Consider the following 23,134-nt stretch of genomic DNA (forward strand, 5'->3'; position numbering starts at 1 on the left):
GTGTGTCGAATTCCCGTCACTGGTCCGATGGCAACCGGGCGAAACCGGCGGTCGACCGCGAAAAGGCGCCTGCGGACAAGTTGTCCACAGGCGCCTTTGTTTCCGCTCCGGTAAGAGAGGGGATCTAGCGCTGAGCCACCATGGTGGGGGTGATCGGCGCCGGAAGGGCGGTCTCGCCTTCCAGGTACCGGTCGACGCCCGCGGCCGCGGCGCGGCCTTCGGCGATGGCCCAGACGATGAGCGACTGGCCGCGACCCATGTCACCCGCGACGAAGACGCCGGGAACGTTGGTCGCCCAGTTCTTGTCGCGCTGCACGTTGCCGCGCTGGTCGTAGCCGACGCCGAGATCGGTGAGCAGGCCCGGCTTCTCGGGACCGACGAAGCCCATGGCCAGCAGCACCAGGTCGGCCTCGAGGGTGAAGTCGGTGCCCTCGACCTTCTCGAAGCGGCCGTTGACCATCTTGACCTCGTGCGCGTCCAGACCGGTCACCTTACCGTCCGCGCCGACGAAGCGCTCGGTGTTCACCGAGAACACCCGCTCGCCGCCCTCCTCGTGCGCCGAGGAAACCCGGTACATCAGTGGGTAGGTCGGCCACGGGGTCGAGTCGGCCCGCTCCTCGGGCGGACGCGGCATGATCTCGAACTGGTGCACGCTCGCCGCGCCCTGCCGGTGCGAGGTGCCCAAGCAGTCCGCGCCGGTGTCGCCTCCGCCGATGATGACGACCTTCTTGCCCTTCGCGTGGATGGGCGGCAGCCCCTCCTCGTCGGTGACGTCGTCGCCGTGCTGCACCCGGTTGGCCCAGGGCAGGAACTCCATGGCCTGGTGGATACCGTCCAGGTCGCGGCCCGGGATCGGCAGGTCACGCGCCAGGGTGGCGCCACCGGCGAGCACGATCGCGTCGTACCGCTCGCGCAGCTGCTCGGCGGTGATGTCCACGCCCACGTTCACGCCGGTCTTGAAGATGGTGCCCTCGGCCTCCATCTGCGCCAGACGGCGGTCGATGAAGCGCTTCTCCATCTTGAATTCCGGGATGCCGTAGCGCAGCAGACCTCCGATGCGGTCGGCTCGCTCGAACACGGTCACGGTGTGCCCGGCGCGGGTCAACTGCTGCGCGGCGGCCAGACCGGCCGGGCCGGAACCGACGACGGCGACCTTCTTGCCGGTCAGGCGGGTCGGGTAGACCGGGGTCACCCAGCCCTCGTCGAAGGCGTTCTCGATGATCTCGACCTCGACCTGCTTGATCGTGACCGGATCCTGGTTGATACCGAGCACGCAGGACGCCTCACACGGCGCGGGGCACAACCGCCCGGTGAACTCCGGGAAGTTGTTGGTCGCGTGCAGCCGGTCGATGCCTTCGCGCCAGTGGTCCTTGTAGACCAAGTCGTTCCACTCGGGGATCAGGTTCCCCAACGGACAGCCGTTGTGACAGAACGGGATACCGCAGTCCATGCACCGGCTGGCCTGGGTGCGCAGGGTCTGATGGGAGAAGTTCTCCTCGTAGACCTCTTTCCAGTCCATCAGGCGCAGCGGCACCGGTCGCCGCTTGGGCAGTTCCCGTGCAGTGTGCTTCAGAAAACCCTGGGGGTCAGCCACGTGCGGCCTCCATAATCGCCTCGTCCACGTCCTTGCCGCTCTTCTCAGCTTCGGAGATGGCGAGCAAAACTTTCTTGTATTCGCGCGGCATGACCTTCACGAAGTGGTTCACCTGCTGCGACCAATCGCTCAGGATGCGATCGGCCACCGCGGAACCCGTCTGGTCACGATGCTGGGTGATGATGTCGTGCAGCCAGGTGAAGTCGTCACCGGCCAGCTGCTCGACGGCGTCGGCCTGCTCGGGGTTGAGCTTCGCGGCGAAGGTACCGTTCGGGTCGAAGACGAACGCCACGCCGCCGGACATACCGGCGCCGAAGTTACGTCCGGTCTCGCCGAGGATGACCACCCGGCCACCGGTCATGTACTCACAGCCGTGGTCGCCCACACCCTCGACCACCGCGGTGGCGCCGGAGTTGCGCACGGCGAACCGCTCGCCGACCACACCGCTGAGGAAGACCTGACCGCTGGTTGCGCCGAACAGGATCACGTTACCCGCGATGATGTTCTGCTCCGAGGCGAACTCGCCGGGCGCGTCCAGCGACGGGCGCACCACCAGCCGGCCGCCGGAAAGGCCCTTGCCGACATAGTCGTTCGCGTCACCCTGCACGCGCAGCGTGATGCCCGCGGGTACGAAAGCGCCGAAGCTGTTGCCCGCCGACCCGGTGAAGGTGATGTCGATGGTGTCGTCGGGCAGGCCCGCGCCGCCGTAGAGCTTGGTCACCTCGTGCCCGAGCATGGTGCCGACGGTGCGGTTCACATTCGTGATCTTGGTCTCGAACTTCACCGCCTGACCACGCTCCAGCGCGTCGCGGCTCTGCACGATCAGCTGCTGGTCCAGCGCCTTGTCCAGGCCGTGGTCCTGGGACTTGGTGCAGCGGCGGTCCTGGTACATGAACGCCGTCTCGACGTCGTCCAGGATCGGCGACAGGTCCAGCTTGCTGGCCTTCCAGTGCTGCTTGGCCTTGGAGGTGTCGAGCAGGTCGACCCGGCCGATGGCCTCGTCCAGCGTGCGGAAGCCCAGCTGGGCCAGCAGCTCCCTGACCTCTTCGGCGATGAACAGGAAGAAGTTCTCGACGAATTCCGGCTTGCCGGTGAAGCGCTCGCGCAGCACCGGGTTCTGCGTCGCGACGCCGACCGGGCAGGTGTCCAGGTGGCAGACCCGCATCATGATGCAGCCCGAGACCACCAGCGGCGCGGTGGCGAAACCGTACTCCTCGGCGCCGAGCAGCGCGGCGATCATCACGTCGCGACCGGTCTTCATCTGGCCGTCGACCTGCACGACGATGCGGTCGCGCAACCCGTTGAGCAGCAGCGTCTGCTGGGTCTCGGCCAGACCGAGCTCCCAGGGACCGCCCGCGTGCTTCAGTGAGGTCAGCGGCGAGGCGCCGGTGCCGCCGTCGTGACCGGAGATCAGCACGACGTCGGCGTGCGCCTTGGAGACGCCCGCCGCGACGGTGCCGACGCCCGGCTCGGCGACCAGCTTCACATGGATGCGCGCCTGCGGGTTGGCGTTCTTCAGGTCGTGGATCAGCTGCGCCAGATCCTCGATCGAGTAGATGTCGTGGTGCGGCGGCGGCGAGATCAGGCCGACACCCGGCGTCGAGTGCCGCACCTCGGCGACCCACGGATACACCTTGTGCGCCGGAAGCTGCCCGCCCTCGCCGGGCTTCGCGCCCTGGGCCATCTTGATCTGGATGTCGGTGCAGTTGGTCAGGTAGTGCGCGGTCACGCCGAAGCGGCCGGAGGCCACCTGCTTGATCGCGCTGCGCCGCCAGTCGCCGTTCTCCTCCGGCTCGAAGCGCGACGGCGACTCGCCGCCCTCACCCGAGTTCGACCGGCCGCCGAGGCGGTTCATCGCGATCGCCAGCGTCTCGTGCGCCTCGGCCGAGATGGAGCCGTAGCTCATCGCGCCGGTGGAGAACCGCTTCACGATCTCCGAAGCCGGCTCGACCTCCTCGATCGGGATCGGGTTGCGCGCCCGGTGCTTGAACTTGAACAGACCGCGCAGCGAGGCCAGCCGCTCGGACTGGTCGTCGACGAGCTTGGTGTACTCCTTGAAGATCGAGTACTGACCGGACCGGGTGGCGTGCTGCAGCTTGAACACCGTGTCCGGGTTGAACAGGTGGTATTCGCCCTCGCGCCGCCACTGGTACTCACCGCCGACCTCGAGTTCGCGGTGCGCGCGCTCGTTGCGGTTCTCCAAGAAGGCGACCCGGTGCCGCTGCGCGACGTCGTCGGCGATCTCGTCCAGGCCGATGCCGTCCAGGTGCGAGCGCAGACCGGTGAAGTACTCGTCCACCAGGTCCTGCGACAGGCCGATCACCTGGAACAGCTGGGCGCCGTTGTAGGAGGCCAGGGTGGAGATGCCCATCTTGGACATCACCTTGAGCACGCCCTTGCCCGCGGCCTTGTTGTAGTTGGCGACCGCCTTGCGGTAGTCGGCGGCAAGATCGCCGGTGCTACCCGGCATCTCCAGGGCGCCGCGCTCGAGCATGTCCTCGATGGTCTCGAAGGCCATGTAGGGGTTGATCGCGGCGGCGCCGAAGCCCACCAGGGTGGCCATGTGGTGCACCTCGCGGGCGTCACCGGCCTCCACGACCAAGCCGACCATGGTGCGGGTGCGCTCGCGCACCAGGTGGTGGTGCACCGACGAGGTGAGCAGCAGCGACGGGATCGGCGCCAGCTTCTCGTTGGACTCGCGGTCGGACAGCACGATGATCCGCGCTCCGCCGTCGATGGCGGCCGACACCTGGGTGTTGATCGCCTCCAGCGCCTTGCGCAGACCCTTGCCACCCTTCTTCACCGGGTACAGGCCACGCACGACCACCGAGCGCAACTCGGGGTGCGATCCGTCGTCGTTGATGTGGACGAGTTTGGCCAGCTCGTCGTTGTCCAGGATCGGCTGCTCCAGCGCGATCATGTTGCAGGACTCCGGCCCCGGGTGCAGCAGGTCGGCCTCCGGGCCGATGTTGCGCTTGAGGCTGGTGACCACCTCTTCCCGGATCGCGTCCAGCGGCGGGTTGGTGACCTGCGCGAACAGCTGGGAGAAGTAGTCGAACAGCAGGCGCGGGCGAGCCGAGAGCACCGCGATCGGAGTGTCGGTGCCCATCGAGCCGAGCGCTTCGCCGCCGGTCTTGGCCATGGGCGAGATCAGCAGGTTGAGCTCCTCGGTGGTGTATCCGAAGATCTGCTGACGGATCAGCACGCGGTCGTGCGACATGTGCACGTGCGGGCGGTCGGGCAGGTCGGCGAGGCGGGAGACACCCGCGTCCAGCCACTCCTGGTACGGGTGCTCGGCCGCGAGCTGGGACTTGACCTCGTCGTCGCCGACGATGCGGCCCTGGGCGGTGTCGACCAGGAACATGCGGCCCGGCTGCAGACGCGCCTTCTTGACCACCTTGGACGGGTCGATGTCCAGCACGCCGACCTCGGAGGCCATCACGACCAAGCCGTCGTCGGTCACCCAGATGCGGCTGGGCCGCAGGCCGTTGCGGTCGAGCACGGCGCCGACGACGGTGCCGTCGGTGAAGCACACCGATGCGGGGCCGTCCCACGGCTCCATCAGCATCGAGTGGTACTCGTAGAAGGCCCGCTGCCGCGGATCCATGGTCTCGTTGCGTTCCCATGCCTCGGGAATCATCATCAGCACGGCGTGGGGCAAGCTGCGGCCGCCCAGGTGCAGCAGTTCCAGCACCTCGTCGAACCGGGCGGTGTCGCTCGCCCCCGGGGTACAGATGGGGAAGATCTTCTCCAGCCGGTTCTTGCCCGCGGAGTCGACGCCGAAGACATCGCTGCGCAGCAGCGCCTCGCGGGCGCGCATCCAGTTCTCGTTGCCGGTGACGGTGTTGATCTCACCGTTGTGCGCCACCCGGCGGAACGGGTGCGCCAGCGGCCAGGAGGGAAAGGTGTTGGTGGAGAACCGGGAGTGCACGATGCCCAGGGCGCTCTCCACGCGGGAGTCCTGCAGATCCAGGTAGAACGCGCGCAGCTGCGGCGTGGTGAACATGCCCTTGTAGACGAAGGTCTGCCCGGACAGGCTCGGGAAGTAGACCGACTCCCTGCCGACCGCGCCCTCACCCGCACCGGCCGACCCGAGTTCGCGCTCGACCCGCTTGCGCACGACATAGGCGCGGCGCTCCAGATCCATATCCGACAGCGGATCGGAAGCGTTCTTCGGCGAGGCGATGAAGATCTGCCGGAAGGTCGGCATGGCGTCGCGCGCCAGGGCGCCGAGGGAGGACTCGTCGATCGGCACCTCACGCCAGCCGAGGACCTCGAGACCCTCTTCCTTCACGATCTTCTCCACACCGTAGGCGGCGCGCGCGGCTTCGCGACGGGCCTGCGGGAGGAAGGCGATACCGGTGGCGTAGGAGCCCTCCGGAGGCAACTCGAAATCCACGATGGCGCGGAAGAAGCGGTCGGGGACCTGGATCAGGATGCCCGCGCCGTCGCCACTGTTGGGCTCGGCGCCCGCGGCGCCACGGTGCTCCAGGTTCAACAGAGCCGTAATAGCCTTGTCGACGATGTCGCGGCTGCGGCGGCCGTGCATGTCGACGACGAATGCGACGCCGCAGGCGTCGTGCTCGTTCGCCGGGTCGTAGAGCCCCATGGGTCCAGGTGACCGGTGGCCAGGAAGTTGCGTCATGCCTCTGCCTTCAAGAAAGTGGGCCTTCGAAGAAAAACGGCCTTTCGTCGAACGCCTCCGTACAAGACTGCGCCCGTACGTTCCGAAGCCAGCCGCGCTGATGGTCTTCGGCGTGCAGTCAGGTCTGCAGTTGTTTCCACCCGCTTCTGTGACGTAGTGGGTGCCCTTCGGTAACGGATTCCTAACAAGATCCTTACCTCCGAGCAGGTGCCCTCCCGCTACGCTGAGCACCGGCTAGGGGCTGCCCGAGCGGGCGAGGTAGCCGAACGTTCTGTGTTCGGCGTAAGAGCAAACGATAAGTCAGGTCCAGGGCCCAACCAACTTAGGTTTCGCTAATAACCAGGTTTAGCTGGGCTTCTGCATTGGGTCCTCCACGTGTGCGCGTTGTCCAGTGTAAAGCAGCGCCTGCCGTGCGATCGATCCCCATGGCACCCGGTGCCAGCTGGGGAAACCGACGCGCGACACCGACCCGAGACCTTCCTCACCAGGCCGGGAAACCGCCCTCACCTGCATCGAAATGGATTTCCCCCGGCCGGTGCCCGGCAAACCATGTGGCGGCGGCTAACTCGGAGATCCGGCCGGTGAGATATTTACGACACGGGTGTGACATGCCGTTAATAGGATCCGACCGTCCGGACTCTTTTGTCCGATGTGGGATTCAGCACATAACCAGCAAATATCGGGAAGTGGTGTTGGACACATCTTTCCGGCACGGCCCTCCGGGCGGCGCCGACCGGCACTACACGGGGCAGAGCGATGCGGAGGCCCGCACCAGCGCCGCCCGGTGCAGGGCGTCGCCGCGGCCGGTGGTGAACACACCGAAGACGCTGCGGGCCAATCGCTCCGGGCAGTCCGGCGCGACCAGTTCGGCCCGGCGCGCGGTCAACTCGTCGAGGATCTCGACGTTCACCCGGTCGATGATCGGGCGCACCGACGCGAGGCCTGCCGGTGCGGTGGGCGCGGCGGCGGGGTCGAAACGCCACCGCAGTATCAATCCGCGCTGCACCGTCTTACTGGCTTCGATCTGTCCGAAGAACACCTGCCGCACCCAATTCTCCGGCAGATCGCGACCGTTGCCGAACCGGGCCATCGCGTCGTAGACCTCCGCTTCTCTGGCCGGATCATCGATGGTCGGCTCGATGCCGCGCTCACCGGCGGCCATCCACTTCGCCGCGGCCACCGCGTCGGCGGTGTCCAAGCGCTCGACCACCAAGGCGACCAGCCGGTCCAGTGACCGATCGGCCGGGGCGGCCCCTGCGCTAGCCGGCCACATCAGCAACGCCGCGGCCAGCAACGTCAACCCGACTCTGCGCACGCCCTGACCTCCCGAGATGGCTCGCACGGAACGGAATCACCGCGCCAGCGTAGGCGCATCCACCCGCCACGCCCCGTCCCGCTTCGGACGATCTGTGAGCCTGGACACATCCGGCCGCCCCTGCTCGCTGCGAGCCCGGCGCGCCTGTCACGCTGTCACAACGAATCCGTGACAGTTTCGTCGCGCCCGCGAAAGCGCCTGGGACGTAGAGGATGTGCATTCCGATGACCGTCACCGGCTTGTTCACCTGGCTCGGCGGGGGTCGGACCAGCGCGATCACCGATCGCCACGAGCGCGCCGGGTATGCGGTCACCGGCGCTGTGGTGGCGTTGTTCGCGACGATCTCCGGTGCGGTCGGCGCCGCGGTCGCGGCGTCCACGTGGCCGTGGTGGGTCGCGCTCGCGGCGGGCATCCTGGTCGCCACACTGACCGGCACGCTCGCGCGGGCTCTGGCCACGGCGCGGCCGAGCGGAGGACCGGATCGGCTCGGGATGACCGCGCGCGTCGCGGTGGCCGTGCTGGCGGGCGGATTGATCGCCGAACTCGCCGCGGTCGTGCTGTTCAGCGGGTCCGTCGATCGGCTGCTGGACGAGAAGGCGCAACGGTCGGTGGACTCGGCGCCACGGGTCGTCGCGGCGCAGGGCGAACTGGACCGGGCGAAAGCCGACCGGGCTGCCCTCGAACCGGCGATCGGCAAGGCACAGACGGATATCGACCAGGCCCTCGTGATCGCCCGCTGCGAGTACAACCCGGCCCCGGAGTGCCCCCGCACCAGGATCACCGGTGTGCCCGGCCGCGGCCCGGAGACGCAGACGGCCAACGACATGCTCGACGACGCCCGCAAGCAGCTCGCCGCCGCGCAGGGCCGGGTCGACGCCGCCGACCGCCGGATCGCCGCCGATCAGAACGACCTCTCGGCCGCACGAACCGCCGCCTTCGACGACGCCGACCGAGGGCTCGGCGCGCGCTGGCAAGCGATGAACGACTACACGGTGCACGACGCGCCGCCGCTGCGCGTTCTCCTCATCGGGGCGTTCGTCACGCTGGCCCTGCTGCCTCTGGTGCTGCGATGGTGGCGGGGAGAGACGTCGTTCGACCGGCACAACGCGGCGCGCACGGTGTACGACCGCGCCGAGCGCGAAGCCGATGCGGTTATCGCGGTCAAGCAGGCCGAAGTGCGCGCCGAGGCCGAGGCCCTGCGCGCCGAACAGCAGCTCACCGCCGCCCGCCTCGCGGTGGAGGCGGACTCGGCCATCGACCGGGAGCGGCAGCGCACTCGCATCATCGCGGCCATCGGCGGCATCGAGATCGGTATCACCGAGCCGCCGCGCCGCCCCGAACTTCCCGCCGCTACGGCGGACGATCGAAAGGACAGCGCCATGCCCCCCGAGGTGACGCCGAACCTACCGGCCCCCGTGACCGTCGCCGCCACACCGGCGGCGCCGCCCAGCGGCGGCGGTCTCGAGTTGCCGCTGATCGGCACGGTGCCGTTCACCGACACCGCGGCCCGTTTCATCCGGCCGCTGGTCCCGTCGTTCGTCGCCAACGCGCTCGACACGGCGACGCATCCGCTGCGTACCGCGCGGCAGGCATTCGAGGAAGTCGAGGAGATCACCTTCACGTTGCGGCGCACCCGCAAGGTCACCGTCGACGGCCAGAGTTCGCATCCGCAGGCCGTCGGCTACCCATTTCAGCCCGGCTCGCCCGAGATCGCGCACGCCCAGCACGTCGCTGCAACCGTTGTCGACGCCGACTACACCGCGCCGCCGACCCCTCGGTACTCCTCGCTTCCGCCGACCGGCGCCGCGGGCTACGGTCTGCCCACCGGCGCCCGCCGAGAAGAGCTGCCGGGACAGCAGCGCCCTGAACTCCCCGGCTCCGACCGCCGCGAACTGCCGCCGGGCCGCTGAGGCAGCGATCCAACGCCCCGGCTCACCAGCACCCACCGGAATGAACTGCTCGGCCGCCGCGCAGAACTTCCCGGCTCCGATCCCGCCGGGCCGCTGACCAGCTCGCAACAGTTGGCGGTCGAGCCGCTCGGTCTGTGGCGGCGAGAGCGGGGGCAGCCACGTGAAGCGTCGATTGCCTACCGGCGGACGAACTGCTCGTTCGATCGGCGCAGCCGCTCCCTGGCCCGCCGCTGTGCGGCGCGAAGTCGAACGCGCCGCGTCGGATGGGCTGCTCGACCGCCCTGAGCGCGGGCCACGCCAGGGCGGGCACGACCGGCGGCGGTGGGTCGCCGGGCGGCCTACGCTTCACCCATGCAACACAGGGAGGCGACGCTCGCCGCGGCGCCATGGGGGTCGCGACTGCTCGGGTCCGCTGAGGAGTCCTCGGGGCTGCGACGGGTCCGCATCCAGCTGTTGCTCACCGTCCCCACTCTGCTGGGAAACCTGACGGGCATGGTCGTGTCGATCGTCCTGGTCGGTTTCGTACTGCCGGGGCCGTCGGTGTTCAGCCGCGACCTCCTACTGCTCGACGTGCTCGCCGCACCGCTGTACGCCGCCTGCGCGCTGTTGATCGGACTCTGGTGGGGCACCACGCGCGGGCTGCGTGCGCTGCGGTGGGCCACCGACCCGGAGCGCGTCCCGACCGAGGAGGAGCAGGCCGCGACCACGGCGATACCGCGCAGGCTGGTACGCGATCAAGCGCTGCTGTGGTTCGGCGGACTCGTCCTGCTGACGACGCTGTACGGCCTGGCCGAGCCGCGGCTGATTCCGAAGGTCGCGTTCGGCATCGCGATCAGCGCCATCGTGGTCTGCGCGAACAGCTATCTGATCATCGAGTTCGCGTTGCGTCCCGTCACGGCCCGGGTGCTGGAAGCCGCGGCTTCCGGCCGACGCCGCGGCATCGGCGTCTTCGGACGCGCACTGGTGGTCTGGGTGGTCGGCTCGGGCGTTCCGGTGGCCGGGATGATGGTGCTCGCGGTCTCTGCGCTCGTGATGGACGACGTCACCAAAGCCCGGCTGGCGGTCTGTGTGCTGTCCCTGGGCGGAGCGACCTTGGTGTTCGGTCTGCTGCTGATGACGCAGACCCTGGCCGCGACGGTGGCCCCCATCCTCGGCGTGCGCCGGGCGATGCGTCAGGTCGAGGACGGCGATCTCGATGTCGCGCTGGCCGTCTACGACGGCACCGAACTGGGTGAGCTGCAGAGCGGTTTCAACCACATGGTGGAGGGGCTGCGCGAGCGAGAGCAGATCAGGGACCTGTTCGGCAGGCACGTCGGGAGGGAGGTCGCCGCGGCCGCGCTGGCGGGTGACCCAACCCTCGGCGGCGTGGAGACCGACGCGGCGGCCCTGTTCATCGACATCGTCGGCTCGACGACGATGGCCGCGACCATTCCGGCGCCGGAGATGGTCGCCCTTCTCAACCGGTTCTTCGGGATCGTGGTGGACGAAGTGGAACGTCACGGCGGGCTGATCAACAAGTTCGAAGGTGACGCCGCCCTCGCCGTGTTCGGCACGCCGACGCCGTTGTCCGACGCCGCGGGTGCGGCGCTGGCGGCCGCCCGCGCGATCCGGGCCCGGCTCGACACCACCGCAGGCGACTTCGCGGCCGCTGTCGGAGTGGCCGCGGGGCGAGTTGTCGCCGGCAATGTCGGCGCTCATCAACGCTACGAGTTCACCGTCATCGGCGACGCGGTGAACGAGGCCGCTCGCCTGTGTGAACTCGCCAAGCACCAGGGCCTGCTGCTCGCGTCCGGCGCCACGGTGGAAGCCGCCGCGGGACCGGAAGCCGGACGCTGGCAGCTCGGCGAATCCGTCACCCTGCGCGGCCGCCTCGCCCCGACCCGGCTCGCGCGGCCGCTTCCCGGTCCGCCCCTTCAGACCGAGTACGCACCCGACTCGGGCACCCGGTCCGCGGACGGCTCCTGACCACTGGTTCAGCGCCTCGCTCTCGTTCGCCGTGCGATCCACTACGCACGAGCGTTGCGCAATCGGAACGCCACCACCGCGGCGATCAACAGGATCGACGTGGTGCCGATCGCCGCGAAGTGGATGCCCGAGACGAAGGACTCGTGCACCGAGACGAGGAACGCCTTCCCGGTGGCTTCCGGCAGTTCACGGGCGAAAGCGGTGGCAGCGCCCAGGGATTCGGAGGCGACGCTGACCTGATCGCCCGGCACGCCGGTCAGGTCGAGACCGTTTCGGAAGATCGCCATGACCACGCTGCCGAGTACCGCGACGCCCAAAGCGACGCCGGCCTCGTACGCGGTCTCCGACACCGCGGCGGCCGCGCCCGCGCGCTCGGCCGGCGCCGAGCCGACCACCAGATCCGAGGACACGGTCAGCGCGACACCGACACCTGCCCCGATGAACAGGAAGCCGAGCACGAAAGGGGTCGTGCTGGTGGCCGCGTCGGGGCCGAGCAGTCCGAACAGGGCGGCGCCCACCGCCGCCGTCATCAGCGCACCGCCGAGCACCGCGCCCGGCCGCAGGCGCCGCACCAACCATGCCGCGACGAGCGAGGCGATCATGCCGGCCAGCAGACCGGGCAGCAGCAGCAATCCCGCCTGCATGGGTGAGCGGCCGAGCACCAGTTGGAGGTACTGCGAGCCGACGAACAGCACACCCGCCAGCGCGAACACCGCCAGCAGATTGGTCAGCACCGCCGTACGGAACTTCGGCAGCCCGAACAACGCCAGGTCGAGCATCGGTTGCGCCAGCCGTCGCTGCCTGCGTACGAACCACACGCCGGCCAGCACACCGATCGCGCCGATCACGGCGGTGCCGAGACTCGGACCGTGCGCCGCGAACTCCTTCACCGCGTACACGACCGGAACCAGCGCCGACATCGACAGCACCGCACTGACCAGATCGAAGCGACCGGGCCGCGGATCACGTGACTCCGGGATCAGCACCGGACCCAGACCGATCAGCACCAGCATGACCGGCAGGTTCACCAGGAACACCGAACCCCACCAGTAGTGCTCGAGCAGCCAGCCGCCCAGCAGCGGTCCGGCCGCGGCGCCGCCGCCCGCCATCGCGCTCCACACCGCGATCGCGACGGTCCGCTGGCGCGGTTCGAGGAACATCGACCTGATCAGGGCCAGTGTCGCGGGCATCAGCGTGGCGCCGGCGACACCCTGCAACACGCGTGCCGCGACCAGCATCTCCGGCGTCACCGCCCACGCCGCGAGCGCGGAGGCGATACCGAATCCGGCCGCGCCGAGCAGCAGCAACCTGCGCCGCCCGATCCGGTCGCCCAGGTTGCCCATGACGACGAGCAACCCGGCCAGCACGAACGAGTAGACGTCGATGATCCACAGCAGTTGCGGCGTGGTCGGCGCGAGATCGGCGCTGATCGCGGGCACGGCCAGATCCAGCACGGTCGCGTCGACGGCGAGTAGGAGCAAGGCGAGCGCGAGCACGGACAATCCGGCCCACTCGCGGGTCCCCGCTCGGGGCGGACCGGCCGATCGTCCGGGGATGTGCGCGGTCTCGGTGGTCATGGTCTTTCTCGACTTCCGTCGTCAATTCTTCTTACCGTCCAGACGGTATAGTAATCGACCGACCGTCCAGACGGTATAGTCGAATGCGTGACGGCTGACACCCGCGACCGCATCCTGGACGCGCTCGAGACCCTGCTGCTGGAAAAAGGCATGTCGCACGTGACGCTGGAGAACGTCGCGGCCACGGCGGGCGTCTCCAAAGGCGGCCTGCTCTACCACTTCAAGAGCAAGGACGCGCTGCTGGCGGGCTTGGTGCGCAGACTGGCCGAGCGGGCGGGCAAGCAACTCGACAGCGCCGTCGCCAAAGGCGGCTCGGTAGCCGAGTGGTACCTCCAGACGCCGAACCCGGACGACGCCGCGGAAGCGGTCGAACTCGAGCTCTACCGATCCATGCTCGCGACCATGCGCACCATCGATGCCACACCGGAGCCCGACGAGGTACAGCAGGCACTGGTGGAACTGATGAACTCCTGGTCGGACGGTCTGGACGAGGAGGTCGCCGACCCGGTCCAGGCCGACATCATCCGGCTGGTCGGCGACGGCGTATACCTGCGCGCGCTGCTGGGCCTTCCGTCCATCGATCCGGCCCGTTACCGGCACGTGGTGGACCGCCTGCTGCGGCGGTGACGGTTAGACTCGGCCCGTGCTGCCAGCCGCCGAACCGGCCGGCGCCGTCGGGGCGGGAACAGATCCGGTACCGGGGTCTCCTGGAACGACGGTGCCGATCCGACCGCTGAGTTTCCGTGAACTGCTCGATGTGCCGTTCGCGCTGATCCAGGCCAACATCCGGGCCCTGGCCGGATCGGGCGTGACGGGCTTGTTCATCGCCGAGGCCGTGGTCGTCGCGGTGACCGCGGGCGTCTCCGGGCTGACCGAGGGCTCCGACTCCGGCACCGCCTGGGCGGCGATCCTGTCCACCGCGGCCTGTGCGTGGTTGCTGCGGTTCGCGTTGCGCGGCACGACCGTGGCGCTCGGACTCGCGACCGTCGGCGGCGCACCGATCGGCCTGCGGACCGCCCTGCGCCGATTCGGTGCGACCCTCGGCCCGCTGCTGGTGTTCCAGCTGTTGTTCACGCTGGTGGGCCTCGGCGTCCTCGCGGTGGGCGGCGTGCTGATCGTGACGCTGCCGCTCGCGGCGATCTGGCTGGGCTGGTTGCGCGCCCGCCGCTGGGTCGCGGCGCCGGTGCTGTTCGCCGAGCACACCTCGCACCGCCACGGCGTAGCGCGCGCGAAACTGCTCGCCGAGGGCGCGGAGTGGTCGATAACCGGGTTGTGGATCGCCCAGCGCGCACTGTACGGGCTGCTCGCGATCCCGTTGCTGGCCATCCCGCTGTTCGTCTCGGACTTCTCCGGCACCCACCGGTGGCCGGTCATCGTGCTGGCCACGTCGGCGGTGCTGCTGCTGACGGCATTCGGCGAAGTGGTCGAGGCTTCCGCACGGGTGGTCTGCTACGTCGACCGTCGTTGCCGCAGGGAGGGAATGGACATTCGCATCCCCCGGCAGGAGACGCGATGAGCGATCCGCGGATCCCACCGGCGCCGGACCCGGTAGAGATCGCTCTGACCGAAGGTCCTCACACGGCAGGCGATCCGGCTCCCGGCACACCGTGGCTCGGCGCCGCCGCCGACCATCGCGCCGCGGCGGAAACGGCCGCCCGGCACCGGGATTTCGACCGTGCCCTGCGAGAACGCTTCCGTGCCGTGCTGCGCGGCCTGGAACAGGGCGGCGTGCTCGAGGTCCGGCGCTCGCGCACCGCGCGGGAGACCGCCGACGACGTGACGACCGTGCTGCCGCTCGAGGTCGCCACCGAGATCCAGCCAGCCGCGCACACTTTCGACGAGGTCGTGTACGGCGGACGGCGCGCCACCGAGGACGAATACCGCAGGCTGGAATACGCCGACCGGTTCTCCGCCTCCGCGCCGCCGCCCGCACCGGAACCGACCGAGGTCGAAGCGGTGGAGAAGGCGCCGCGCACCAGGCGCAAACTGCCACCGCTGCCGAATCTGCTGCGCGACCCACGGTTCTGGGGCGTACTCGCGGCGACGGCCGCGTTGCTGGTGCTGGCCTACGGCGCACTGCAATCGTGCGGCGCGCCGACCGCACCGCAACCGCAACCGCCGCCGGATCTGCCCGACGCCCCTCCGCCGGACGACTCCTACGACGGCCCCGGTTTCGGAGCGGGCGACGACCCGCTCTGGGATCGGCTGCTCGCACCGGTCTTCTACGGCGGCTTGCAGTTCCTGATCGCCGCCGCGCTGGTGGTGTGGTGGCGTGCCCGCAGGCGGGGCGCTCTGGTGCGCGAGCCACGTCCGGTCGAGGTGGCGGCGAACGAACTGCTCGCCGGACAGGCCGCCCTCTACCGGCGCTCGAAAGACCACGACCACGTCGCCGGGAAGCTGCGGGCGGCCACGCTGCGCCGCGTCCGCTCCCCGCTCGGCATCACGGCGGACACGGCGCCGGACCGGATCGTCGCCGTGGTCGCCGCTCGCATCGGAGCCGACCCCGCCCGGATCGGCGCCGCGCTGTTCGGCCCCGTGCCCGATCCGGGGACCTTACAAGTGGTCGCCGCTCAGCTCGAATGGATCGAATCGGAGGTCGGATGAGACCCTCTCGCCCAATTCTTGTCCGGCCCCCCGCGCGCCGGAGCGCCCGCGAACCACAGGAGATCGAATGACCAGCACCGAGACCACCCCGACGGCCGAGCAGGCGAGCGCCGCGTTCCACGCCCTGCGCGCAGAGATCGGCAAAGCGGTGGTCGGCAACGACAGCGCGGTCATGTACCTGGTGCTCGCGCTGTTGTGCCGTGGCCACGTGCTGCTCGAAGGCGTGCCGGGGGTCGCCAAGACACTGCTGGTGCGGGCGCTGGCCACCGCACTGGACTTGGACCACGCGCGAGTGCAGTTCACCCCGGATCTGATGCCCGGCGACGTCACCGGATCGCAGATCTACGATCCGCATTCCGCCGAGTTCACCTTCCGGCAGGGTCCGGTGTTCACCAACCTGCTGCTCGCCGACGAGATCAACCGCACGCCGCCGAAAACCCAGTCGTCGTTGCTGGAATCGATGGAGGAACGACAGGTCTCGGTGGACGGCAAGCCGCAGCCGCTGCCTGATCCGTTCGTCGTGGTCGCCACCCAGAACCCGATCGAACAGGAGGGCACCTATCCGCTGCCGGAGGCACAGCTGGACCGGTTCCTGTTCAAGGTGGACATCCACCTGCCCGGCCGCGAGGACGAGTTCCGCATCCTGCAACGCCACGCCGCGGGCTTCGATCCACGCGACCTGACCGCCGCCGGCCTGCGTCCCGTGGCGGGACCGGCGCACATCAGCGCCGCGCGCGCCGCGATCGCGAAGACGACGATCAGCCCCGAGGTGCTCGCCTACACCGTCGACGTGTGCCGGGCCACCCGCACCTCCCCCGCCGTGCAGCACGGCGCCTCCACCCGAGGGGCGACCGCGCTGATGGCGGCCTCACGCGCGTTCGCCTGGCTCAACGGTCGCGGGTTCGTCACGCCGGACGACGTGAAAGCCGTCGCGGTGGCCGTGTTGCGGCACCGCCTGCACCTGCGCCCGGAGGCGGAGTTGGACGGCGTGACCACCGAGGGCGTGCTGTCGTCGCTGCTGCTGTCGGTTCCGGTCCCGGTGTAGCGGATGGTCGTCACCGGTCGGCTGGCCGCCGCGGCAGGCATGGCGGCCCTGTTCGTCACTCTGGTCATGCCGTCCCTGCTCGGCGTCGTGGTGGTGACGTGTGTGTTGACGGCCGGGCTGCTCTTCGATCTCCTGGCCGTGGGCCGGGCGCGAGATCTGACGCTTTCCCGCGAGGCATTGACCACGGTGCGGCTCGGGCGCTCCGCCGAGGTGGAACTCGTCGCGGTCAACGCCGGAACACGCGTGCTGCGCGGCACGGTGTGGGACGACTGGCCCGACAGTGCCCGTCCCGAGAACCGCACGCACCGGCTGGAACTCGCCCCCGGCACCAAAGTCCGTTTCCGCACCACGCTCACGCCCACCTACCGTGGCGATCGGGTCGCGGGACCGGTCACGGTGCGCCTGCTCGGCCCCCTCGGGTTGGCAGGCAGGCAGACACGGCGCAGTGTGCCCGCCCGGGTACGCGCGCTGCCCGCGTTCCGCGCCGAACGGCTGCTGCGGTCGAAAGTCGAACGGCTGCAACATCTCGAAGGCCGCAATGTGGCCAACTTGCGTGGCCAGGGCACCGAATTCGACTCGTTCCGCGAGTACGTCGCCGGTGACGACGTGCGCGCCATCGACTGGCGCGCCACCGCACGCGCCACCGACGTACTGGTCCGCACCTGGCGGCCCGAGCGCAACCGGCACATGCTGATGCTGCTGGACACCGGCCGGGTCAGCGCGGGTCGGGTCGGCGACGGTACGCGCCTGGACGCGAGCATCGAGGCCGCCCTGCTGCTCGGCGGTCTGGCCGCCGCCGCGGGCGACTCGGTCGACCTGCTCGCCTTCGACCGGCAGCCGCGCGCCGAGGTCCGCGGTGTCGGCGGAAAGCGCTTGCAGCACAAGCTCATGCACGCGATGGCCGGGGTCACCCCGGCGCTGGTCGACACCGACAGCGCCGCGCTGGTGCGCGCGGCCATTCAGCGCACCCGCCGGCGCAGCCTGGTCGTCTGGTTCACCAGCCTCGACGGCGCCGCGGTCGAGGAGAACCTGTTGCCCGTGCTGCCGGTGCTCGCGCAGCGGCACCGAGTGCTCATCGTCTCGGTGACCGACCCCGATATCGCCGCGGCCGCCACCCGGCGCGACGACCTTTCCGACCTCTACGCCGCGGCCGCGGCCGAATCCGTCCTCGCCGAACGCGCGCTGGTCCAGGAATCCCTGCGCCGCATCGGGATCGCGGTCGTGGCCGCGTCCCCGGAACGGTTGCCGGAGGCCTTGGCGGACGAATACCTGGAACTGAAGCAGTCCGGCGCCCTCTAGGAGGATCATGTCCCCATGGCACCGGATCTCGCCGCCTTCGTCCGCGGACTGCCCAAAGCGGAGTTGCACCTGCATCTGGAAGGGACGCTGGAGCCGGAGCTGAAGTTCCGCCTGGCTCGGCGCAACGGCATCGAACTGCCGGAGAAGAACGTGGACGAGGTCGCGCAGACCTATCGGTTCCACGACCTGACGTCGTTTCTCCAGGTCTACTACCCGGCAATGCGCGTACTACTGCTCCCGCAGGACTTCCACGACCTGGCCTATGACTATCTGCGCAGGGCGCACGCCCAAGGCGTACGTCATGTCGAGTTGTTCTTCGATCCGCAGGCGCACACCGGGCGCGGGGTTCCGTTCCCGACGGTGATCAGCGGATATCGGTCGGCGATCGCCCGGGCGCGGCGGGAGCTGGGGATTTCCGCCGAGCTGATCCTGTGCTTCCTGCGCGACCATTCCGCGGAGTTCGCCATGGCGACGCTGCTGGAAGCGCTGCCGTACAAGAGCTGGATCCTCGGGGTCGGGCTGGACTCCGACGAGCGCGGCAACCCGCCGAGCAAGTTCGCCGGCGTCTTCGAGCGCGCCCGCGCGGAAGGCTTCCTGCTGACAATGCACTGCGACATCGACCAGCCGAACTCGATCGAACACATCCGCCAGGCGCTGGAGGACATCGCCGTCGACCGCCTCGACCACGGCACGAACATCGTGGAGGACGATCGCCTGGTCGACCTGGCCCGGTCCAACGGCATCCCGCTCACCTGCTGTCCGGTGTCGAACTCTTTCGTCACCGCGCAGATGAAGGCGCAGGAGATCGTCGGCCTGCTCGACCGTGGGCTGACGGTGACGATCAACAGCGACGACCCCGCGTACTTCGGCGCGTACGTGGCCGACAACTACCTCGCACTCGCCGAGCACGCCGGTCTCGGGACCGATCGGCTGGCCGAGTTGGCCAGGAACTCCTTCCGCGCCTCCTGGATCACGCCCGCTCGTCAGGACGTCTTTCTCCGCGAGATCGACGACTACGTCGCCGCGAACGGCTGACCTGCGGGCGCCGGCAGCCGCGGCGGGAACACCGGGAACAGCGGCGGCGGGAGCGCCCGGCGCTGTCGTTCGGCGATGACCGCACCGAGGATCTGCACCGGCGGGCACTCGGCCGGGGGCGCGACGCGCAACCGGCCGCACACCTCGGCCACGAGCGCCGTGCCGAGATGATGCCGCGCCGCGGGAGTCAAAGTACGCAAACGGGTGAGGTACTGCCGCACCGCCAACGCGAGATCCTCCGGCAGCCCGGCCAGGTCGAGCTGGGCGCTCCACGCGGCCAGCCACGGCGGCGCGATGGCGAGCGCGGGCGGCGGCAGTGGTCGTTGCGCGTGCACCACCACGGTGCCCGCGAGCACGTCACCGATGCGCCGCGCCAGGGGCGAGCACATCGAGGTCACCACCGCGATGGCGCCGAACCCGCCGAGCATCCAGAAGTCGACGATCGCGCCCGCCAGCCCGCGGGTGAGCGCGTGCCGGAAGTCGATCGGCCCGCCGTCCTGGCGCACCACGCGCAGCCCGAGCAGCAATTTGCCGAGGGTCCGCCCGCGCCAGGCGGTTTCACAGGTCACCGGGTACCCGACCAGCACGGTCACGATGGTGACCAGCGTCACTACTTCCAGCCACGCCGAGTCCACACCCGCGGGCAGCAGCAACGTGACGATCGCCAGCAGCAGCACGAACCCGAGCGTGCACTGGGCCAGCACGTCGATCAGGAACGCGGTGGCCCTGGTGGGGATGCGAGCGATCGGCAGCTCCAGGGCCACTGCTTCGCCGGTGGTGAATTCAGCCATGTCGATAGCATTCTTGCGACCGGTGGGAGTGGGAGGCAACCGAATGGACGTGGACGCATACAGCCTGGCGCACCGCAGGGCGTGGGACCGGCTCGACTACTTGTCCAAGCGGAGCAAGCTGACCGGCGCGGAGGCGGACGAACTCGTCATGCTCTACCGCCGCACGTCCCAGCAGCTGGCGCGACTGCAGTCGCACAGCCCGGACCCGGAGTTGATCGCCGGGCTCAGTGCACTGCTGGCGCGTGCGCGGGGCCGGGTGCTGGGGACGCGAGCCGACACCTGGCGGGAGGTCGGCCGGTTCTTCAGCCATCGCTTCCCGGCGGCGCTGTACCGGTCTTGGCCGTGGTGGGTCGGCGTCGCCGCGGCGTTCCTGCTCGTCTCGGCCGGCTTGGCGATCTGGGTGGACCGGTTCGATTCGGCGCGCGACGTGCTCGGCATTCCGAGCGACACCGCGAGCCTCACCGCGCCCGGCGGCGCGTTCGAGACGTACTACTCGGAGCATCCGCAGGGCGCCTTCGCCGCGCAGGTGTGGACGAACAACGCGTGGGTCGCGGCGATCGCCTTGTTCACCGGGGTGTTGATCCTTCCCGCGATCTACCTGTTGTTCATGAACGCGCTCAATCTGGGTGTCACCGCGGGGCTGATGTCCGACGCGGGGCGGCTGGATTCGTTCTTCGGCTTCATCCTTCCGCACGGCACGCTGGAGCTGACCGCGGTGTTCGTCGCGGGCGGCGTCGGCCTGAAACTCGGTTGGACGCTGATCGATCCGGGCCGGCTCAGCCGGGTGGAGGCGGTGGCCAGGCAGGGACGGGCGACCGCGACCGTGGCGCTCGGGCTGGTCGGGGTGTTGCTGGTCTGCGGCTGGATCGAAGGATTCGTGACGCCGAGCCCGCTGCCCGCGCCGATCCGCATCGCCATCGGGTTCACCGCCGAGGCGTTGTTCCTGGTGTACGTGTTCGGGCTGGGCCGCCGAGCCGTCATCGAGCCCGCGAACCCGAAGGCCCCGGTATCGAGCGGGCAACCATCACCTGTGACACAGCCAACAATCAGCACACCCTGAGTGGCGCCGCTGGGACAATCGGTAGCTACGTGGCTTCCAGATTGGTTGAGAACTCCCCCGATTGAGTTCCGCTGGCCGCAGCGAGTCGTGCTCGAGCTGCGGCCAGCGTTACCGTCAACTCTACACAATCGTTATCCCTACGCAACCCTCCCCGCCGAGGTCAAGCGTATAAAGCAGCACTCCAGCAAACCCTTGCGAAGCCACCCTTTCGCCCCGTGCCAGCTAACCGCATGCGACCCGCGAAATAGCGGTTTCACTAGGTGTGCGCCGTCCCGGCGAAGCCGCCGAAAGATCGTCGGGAATCGCGCTCGGCAACGGTTCGGAACTCTTCCCAGCAGTTAGCCGAGCATCGAGATAGACCCCTCTACGGTTTGCTGGCACCCACTCCCACCTGCACGTTCATATGCACAAATTGCCAGTTGCTGACAACCGAGGAATGGAAAGAGACCACAAGTTTGTTTACGCGGTAATAAACCGGGTAAGGACATAGTGGCTCCCGAGGAAGACCGGCCAGTTCCCCGACAGGCTCCGGATTAACCGGCTGCGAAAAAGTGCCCGCGCATCCCCGCTTCGCGCACCCCGTCGGCACCTCGGCCGCAACCACAACGAGGTATGTGATCTTCGCCTCACCCCCACCCTCAGCAGCCGGGACCTCGCGAAATCACCTCGGCCACAACCAGCTTCGAGAGACGCACGTCACAGTGCCACAACCGCCGAAGACCGCTCGCGCAATGCGCGGGTCCGGAACCGGAAAGACAGCCACGGACCACTCGACGCTTGGTGACCCGAGTCACCTTCTCCCGTCATCGGGCTCAGCCGATGCGGAGGATTCCCGTGACCGTGCCTTGCAGCAGGCGGCCGTCGTGGGTGATCAGCGGCGCGGTCTGAAGTGGATCGTCGACGACGGTGCCGGGGAGGGGGTGCGACGCGGTGACCGCACCGGTTTCCGGGTCCAGGACGGTGAAGGCGTATCCGTCGATCGGTGTGGTGTGGTCGGGGCCGATGCGCGCGACCGTGTTGAGCGCGCCGTCGGCGGTGGAAAAACGCGGTACGGCCGCACTGCGAACCGTGTTCTCCCACACCACGCGACATCCGTTGGCGGCCACATCGATCCGCGTCATCCCGCCGGTGAACGGCGCGCTCGGCGGCACCGCCGGACCGGCTCCCTCGGGCAGTGCCGGGTACGGATAACCGTAGGTGCTCGCCACGAAGACCGAGCGGCCGATCCCGACCGGCGAGTTCTCGCTCCCCGCACCACCCGCGCCGAGCACCGGAACCGAGCACACCAATCGGCCGCTACCCGAATGGAATACAAGGGCGTGCACCTGTTCGTCGGCGTTGTCCACGACGGTCAGATAGTCGGCGCCGGTCTCCGGCCCGAAGTAGGTGGGTGTCGAGCCGGTCCCCCAACTCAGCTGCCCCGGCTTACGCGCCGATCCCCGGTCGTACGCCGCACGCCACACGATCTCCGGACCGCCGGACGCGCCGACGCGCATTTCGTACAACGCGTGCGTCGTAGCGACCGCGACCTGCCCGCCGGGCGCAGCGGAGATGCTGTTGGCCACGTGTTCTCCCGCGGGCAGCGCCATCGCCGTGACCCGCCCGGTCGTGGTGACGAACCCGACGACTGCCTGGCCGGTCGCGAACCACACATTGCCCGACCAGTCCGGCACGAGGCCGGTCACGTTGTCCCAGGACGGGATCACCGAGCCGAGATCGGCGTAGTGTTCGCCGATCAGCCGCCATGTCCCTGCCGCGTCACGCTCGTGCCGCACCCGCAGCAACCGGTCGGAGCCGTCCACGACCACCAGGCGGTCGGCCTGATCCAGGTAGGCGTACACCCCGCCGAGGAGGCTGCCTCTGGTCAACGGCAGCGCGGCCAGCGAGTACGCCAACGGCCCCGGCGCCGCGGGGTCGAGCAGATGCACAGTGGGGATCTGTCCCGCGATAGCGGTGCACAGGGCGACCACGAGACGGTCCGATCCTTCCAACAGCGTGGGGCAGGCGGAGGCCAGCGGATACGCACCGACCACTGCGGCGCGGGCGGCCGGACCGGCGAGCGGCGTCACGTCCGAGGACCCCGCGTCGCCGTGCATGGTGGCGGTGCCGGACGGTCCGAGGAAAGGATTCGGCGCAGCGAGCGGCCCCCAAGGCTCGGCCGCCGATGCGGACGGACCGGGCAGCAAGGCCAGTAGGCAGGCGGCGAGAAGCATCACCGGTCGGCGCATTCGGATCATCCTTCGCTCGCGGTAATCGGTGTTTCGAGGGCGCGAGGCGGCACAGCCCGCTCGCTA

15 protein-coding genes are annotated in these 23,134 nt (G+C 69.3%); 9 read left to right on the forward strand and 6 right to left on the reverse strand.

All coding sequences use genetic code 11. From position 1 onward, the window contains the following. Window positions 1–124 precede the first annotated feature (124 nt). The 3 genes from GVY39_RS08855 to GVY39_RS08865 form a co-directional block, all read right to left on the reverse strand. Window positions 125–1,594, reverse strand: coding sequence for a glutamate synthase subunit beta (locus tag GVY39_RS08855; RefSeq protein WP_159922325.1), 1,470 nt, complete (start codon window positions 1,592–1,594; stop codon window positions 125–127). Continuing rightward, window positions 1,587–6,239: a glutamate synthase large subunit gene (gene gltB / locus GVY39_RS08860; RefSeq protein ID WP_159922323.1), complete on the reverse strand. Its 4,653-nt coding sequence runs from the start codon at window positions 6,237–6,239 to the stop codon at window positions 1,587–1,589. The genes GVY39_RS08855 and gltB overlap by 8 nt, the downstream gene beginning before the upstream one ends. A 739-nt stretch (window positions 6,240–6,978) precedes the next feature. Next, window positions 6,979–7,554, reverse strand: coding sequence for a chorismate mutase (locus GVY39_RS08865; RefSeq protein ID WP_159922321.1), 576 nt, complete (start codon window positions 7,552–7,554; stop codon window positions 6,979–6,981). A 224-nt stretch (window positions 7,555–7,778) separates the two neighbouring features. Here GVY39_RS08865 and GVY39_RS08870 point away from each other — a divergent pair, with 224 nt between their 5' ends. Beyond that, window positions 7,779–9,464, forward strand: a complete 1,686-nt coding sequence (locus tag GVY39_RS08870) for a DUF4407 domain-containing protein (RefSeq protein WP_159922319.1) — start codon at window positions 7,779–7,781, stop codon at window positions 9,462–9,464. 351 nt (window positions 9,465–9,815) lie between these two features. Next, entirely contained in the window at window positions 9,816–11,429 is a 1,614-nt protein-coding gene (locus tag GVY39_RS08875) for an adenylate/guanylate cyclase domain-containing protein (protein WP_159922317.1), read from the forward strand. A 41-nt stretch (window positions 11,430–11,470) separates the two neighbouring features. Here GVY39_RS08875 and GVY39_RS08880 read toward each other — a convergent pair whose 3' ends face one another. Continuing rightward, window positions 11,471–13,006 (reverse strand): MFS transporter, encoded by a 1,536-nt coding sequence (locus GVY39_RS08880; protein WP_159922315.1) that lies wholly within the window; start codon window positions 13,004–13,006, stop codon window positions 11,471–11,473. Between the two features lie 87 nt (window positions 13,007–13,093). Here GVY39_RS08880 and GVY39_RS08885 point away from each other — a divergent pair, with 87 nt between their 5' ends. The 6 genes from GVY39_RS08885 to add all read left to right on the forward strand — a co-directional run bounded on the left by GVY39_RS08885 (window position 13,094) and on the right by add (window position 18,989). Beyond that, window positions 13,094–13,633: a TetR/AcrR family transcriptional regulator gene (locus GVY39_RS08885; protein ID WP_159922313.1), complete on the forward strand. Its 540-nt coding sequence runs from the start codon at window positions 13,094–13,096 to the stop codon at window positions 13,631–13,633. A 16-nt stretch (window positions 13,634–13,649) separates the two neighbouring features. Continuing rightward, complete coding sequence (locus GVY39_RS08890; protein ID WP_236565344.1) at window positions 13,650–14,522, forward strand: hypothetical protein; 873 nt, start codon at window positions 13,650–13,652, stop codon at window positions 14,520–14,522. Then, window positions 14,519–15,610, forward strand: coding sequence for a DUF4129 domain-containing protein (locus GVY39_RS08895; RefSeq protein WP_159922311.1), 1,092 nt, complete (start codon window positions 14,519–14,521; stop codon window positions 15,608–15,610). Before GVY39_RS08890 ends, GVY39_RS08895 begins: the two co-directional genes overlap by 4 nt. Window positions 15,611–15,677: 67 nt before the next feature. Further along, window positions 15,678–16,655 carry a MoxR family ATPase gene (locus GVY39_RS08900; protein ID WP_159922309.1) on the forward strand — a complete coding sequence of 326 codons (978 nt, stop codon included), beginning with the start codon at window positions 15,678–15,680 and terminating at the stop codon, window positions 16,653–16,655. Window positions 16,656–16,658: 3 nt separating this feature from the next. Beyond that, window positions 16,659–17,954, forward strand: a complete 1,296-nt coding sequence (locus GVY39_RS08905) for a DUF58 domain-containing protein (protein WP_159922307.1) — start codon at window positions 16,659–16,661, stop codon at window positions 17,952–17,954. Window positions 17,955–17,969: 15 nt separating this feature from the next. Next, window positions 17,970–18,989 carry an adenosine deaminase gene (add, locus tag GVY39_RS08910; RefSeq protein WP_159922305.1) on the forward strand — a complete coding sequence of 340 codons (1,020 nt, stop codon included), beginning with the start codon at window positions 17,970–17,972 and terminating at the stop codon, window positions 18,987–18,989. On the opposite strand, the gene GVY39_RS08915 is transcribed toward add, so the two are convergent. After that, entirely contained in the window at window positions 18,968–19,780 is an 813-nt protein-coding gene (locus GVY39_RS08915; protein ID WP_159922303.1) for an RDD family protein, read from the reverse strand. The two genes, add and GVY39_RS08915, sit on opposite strands and share 22 nt — an antisense overlap. 43 nt (window positions 19,781–19,823) lie before the next feature. On the opposite strand from GVY39_RS08915, the gene GVY39_RS08920 reads away from it, so the two are divergent. After that, complete coding sequence (locus tag GVY39_RS08920; protein WP_159922301.1) at window positions 19,824–20,840, forward strand: stage II sporulation protein M; 1,017 nt, start codon at window positions 19,824–19,826, stop codon at window positions 20,838–20,840. 812 nt (window positions 20,841–21,652) lie between these two features. On the opposite strand, the gene GVY39_RS08925 is transcribed toward GVY39_RS08920, so the two are convergent. Further along, entirely contained in the window at window positions 21,653–23,068 is a 1,416-nt protein-coding gene (locus tag GVY39_RS08925) for a hypothetical protein (protein WP_201295179.1), read from the reverse strand. Between the last annotated feature and the right edge of the window lie 66 nt (window positions 23,069–23,134).

The sequence above is a fragment of the Nocardia sp. CY15 genome (genome assembly GCF_009829295.1).
Lineage (GTDB): Bacteria > Actinomycetota > Actinomycetes > Mycobacteriales > Mycobacteriaceae > Nocardia > Nocardia sputi.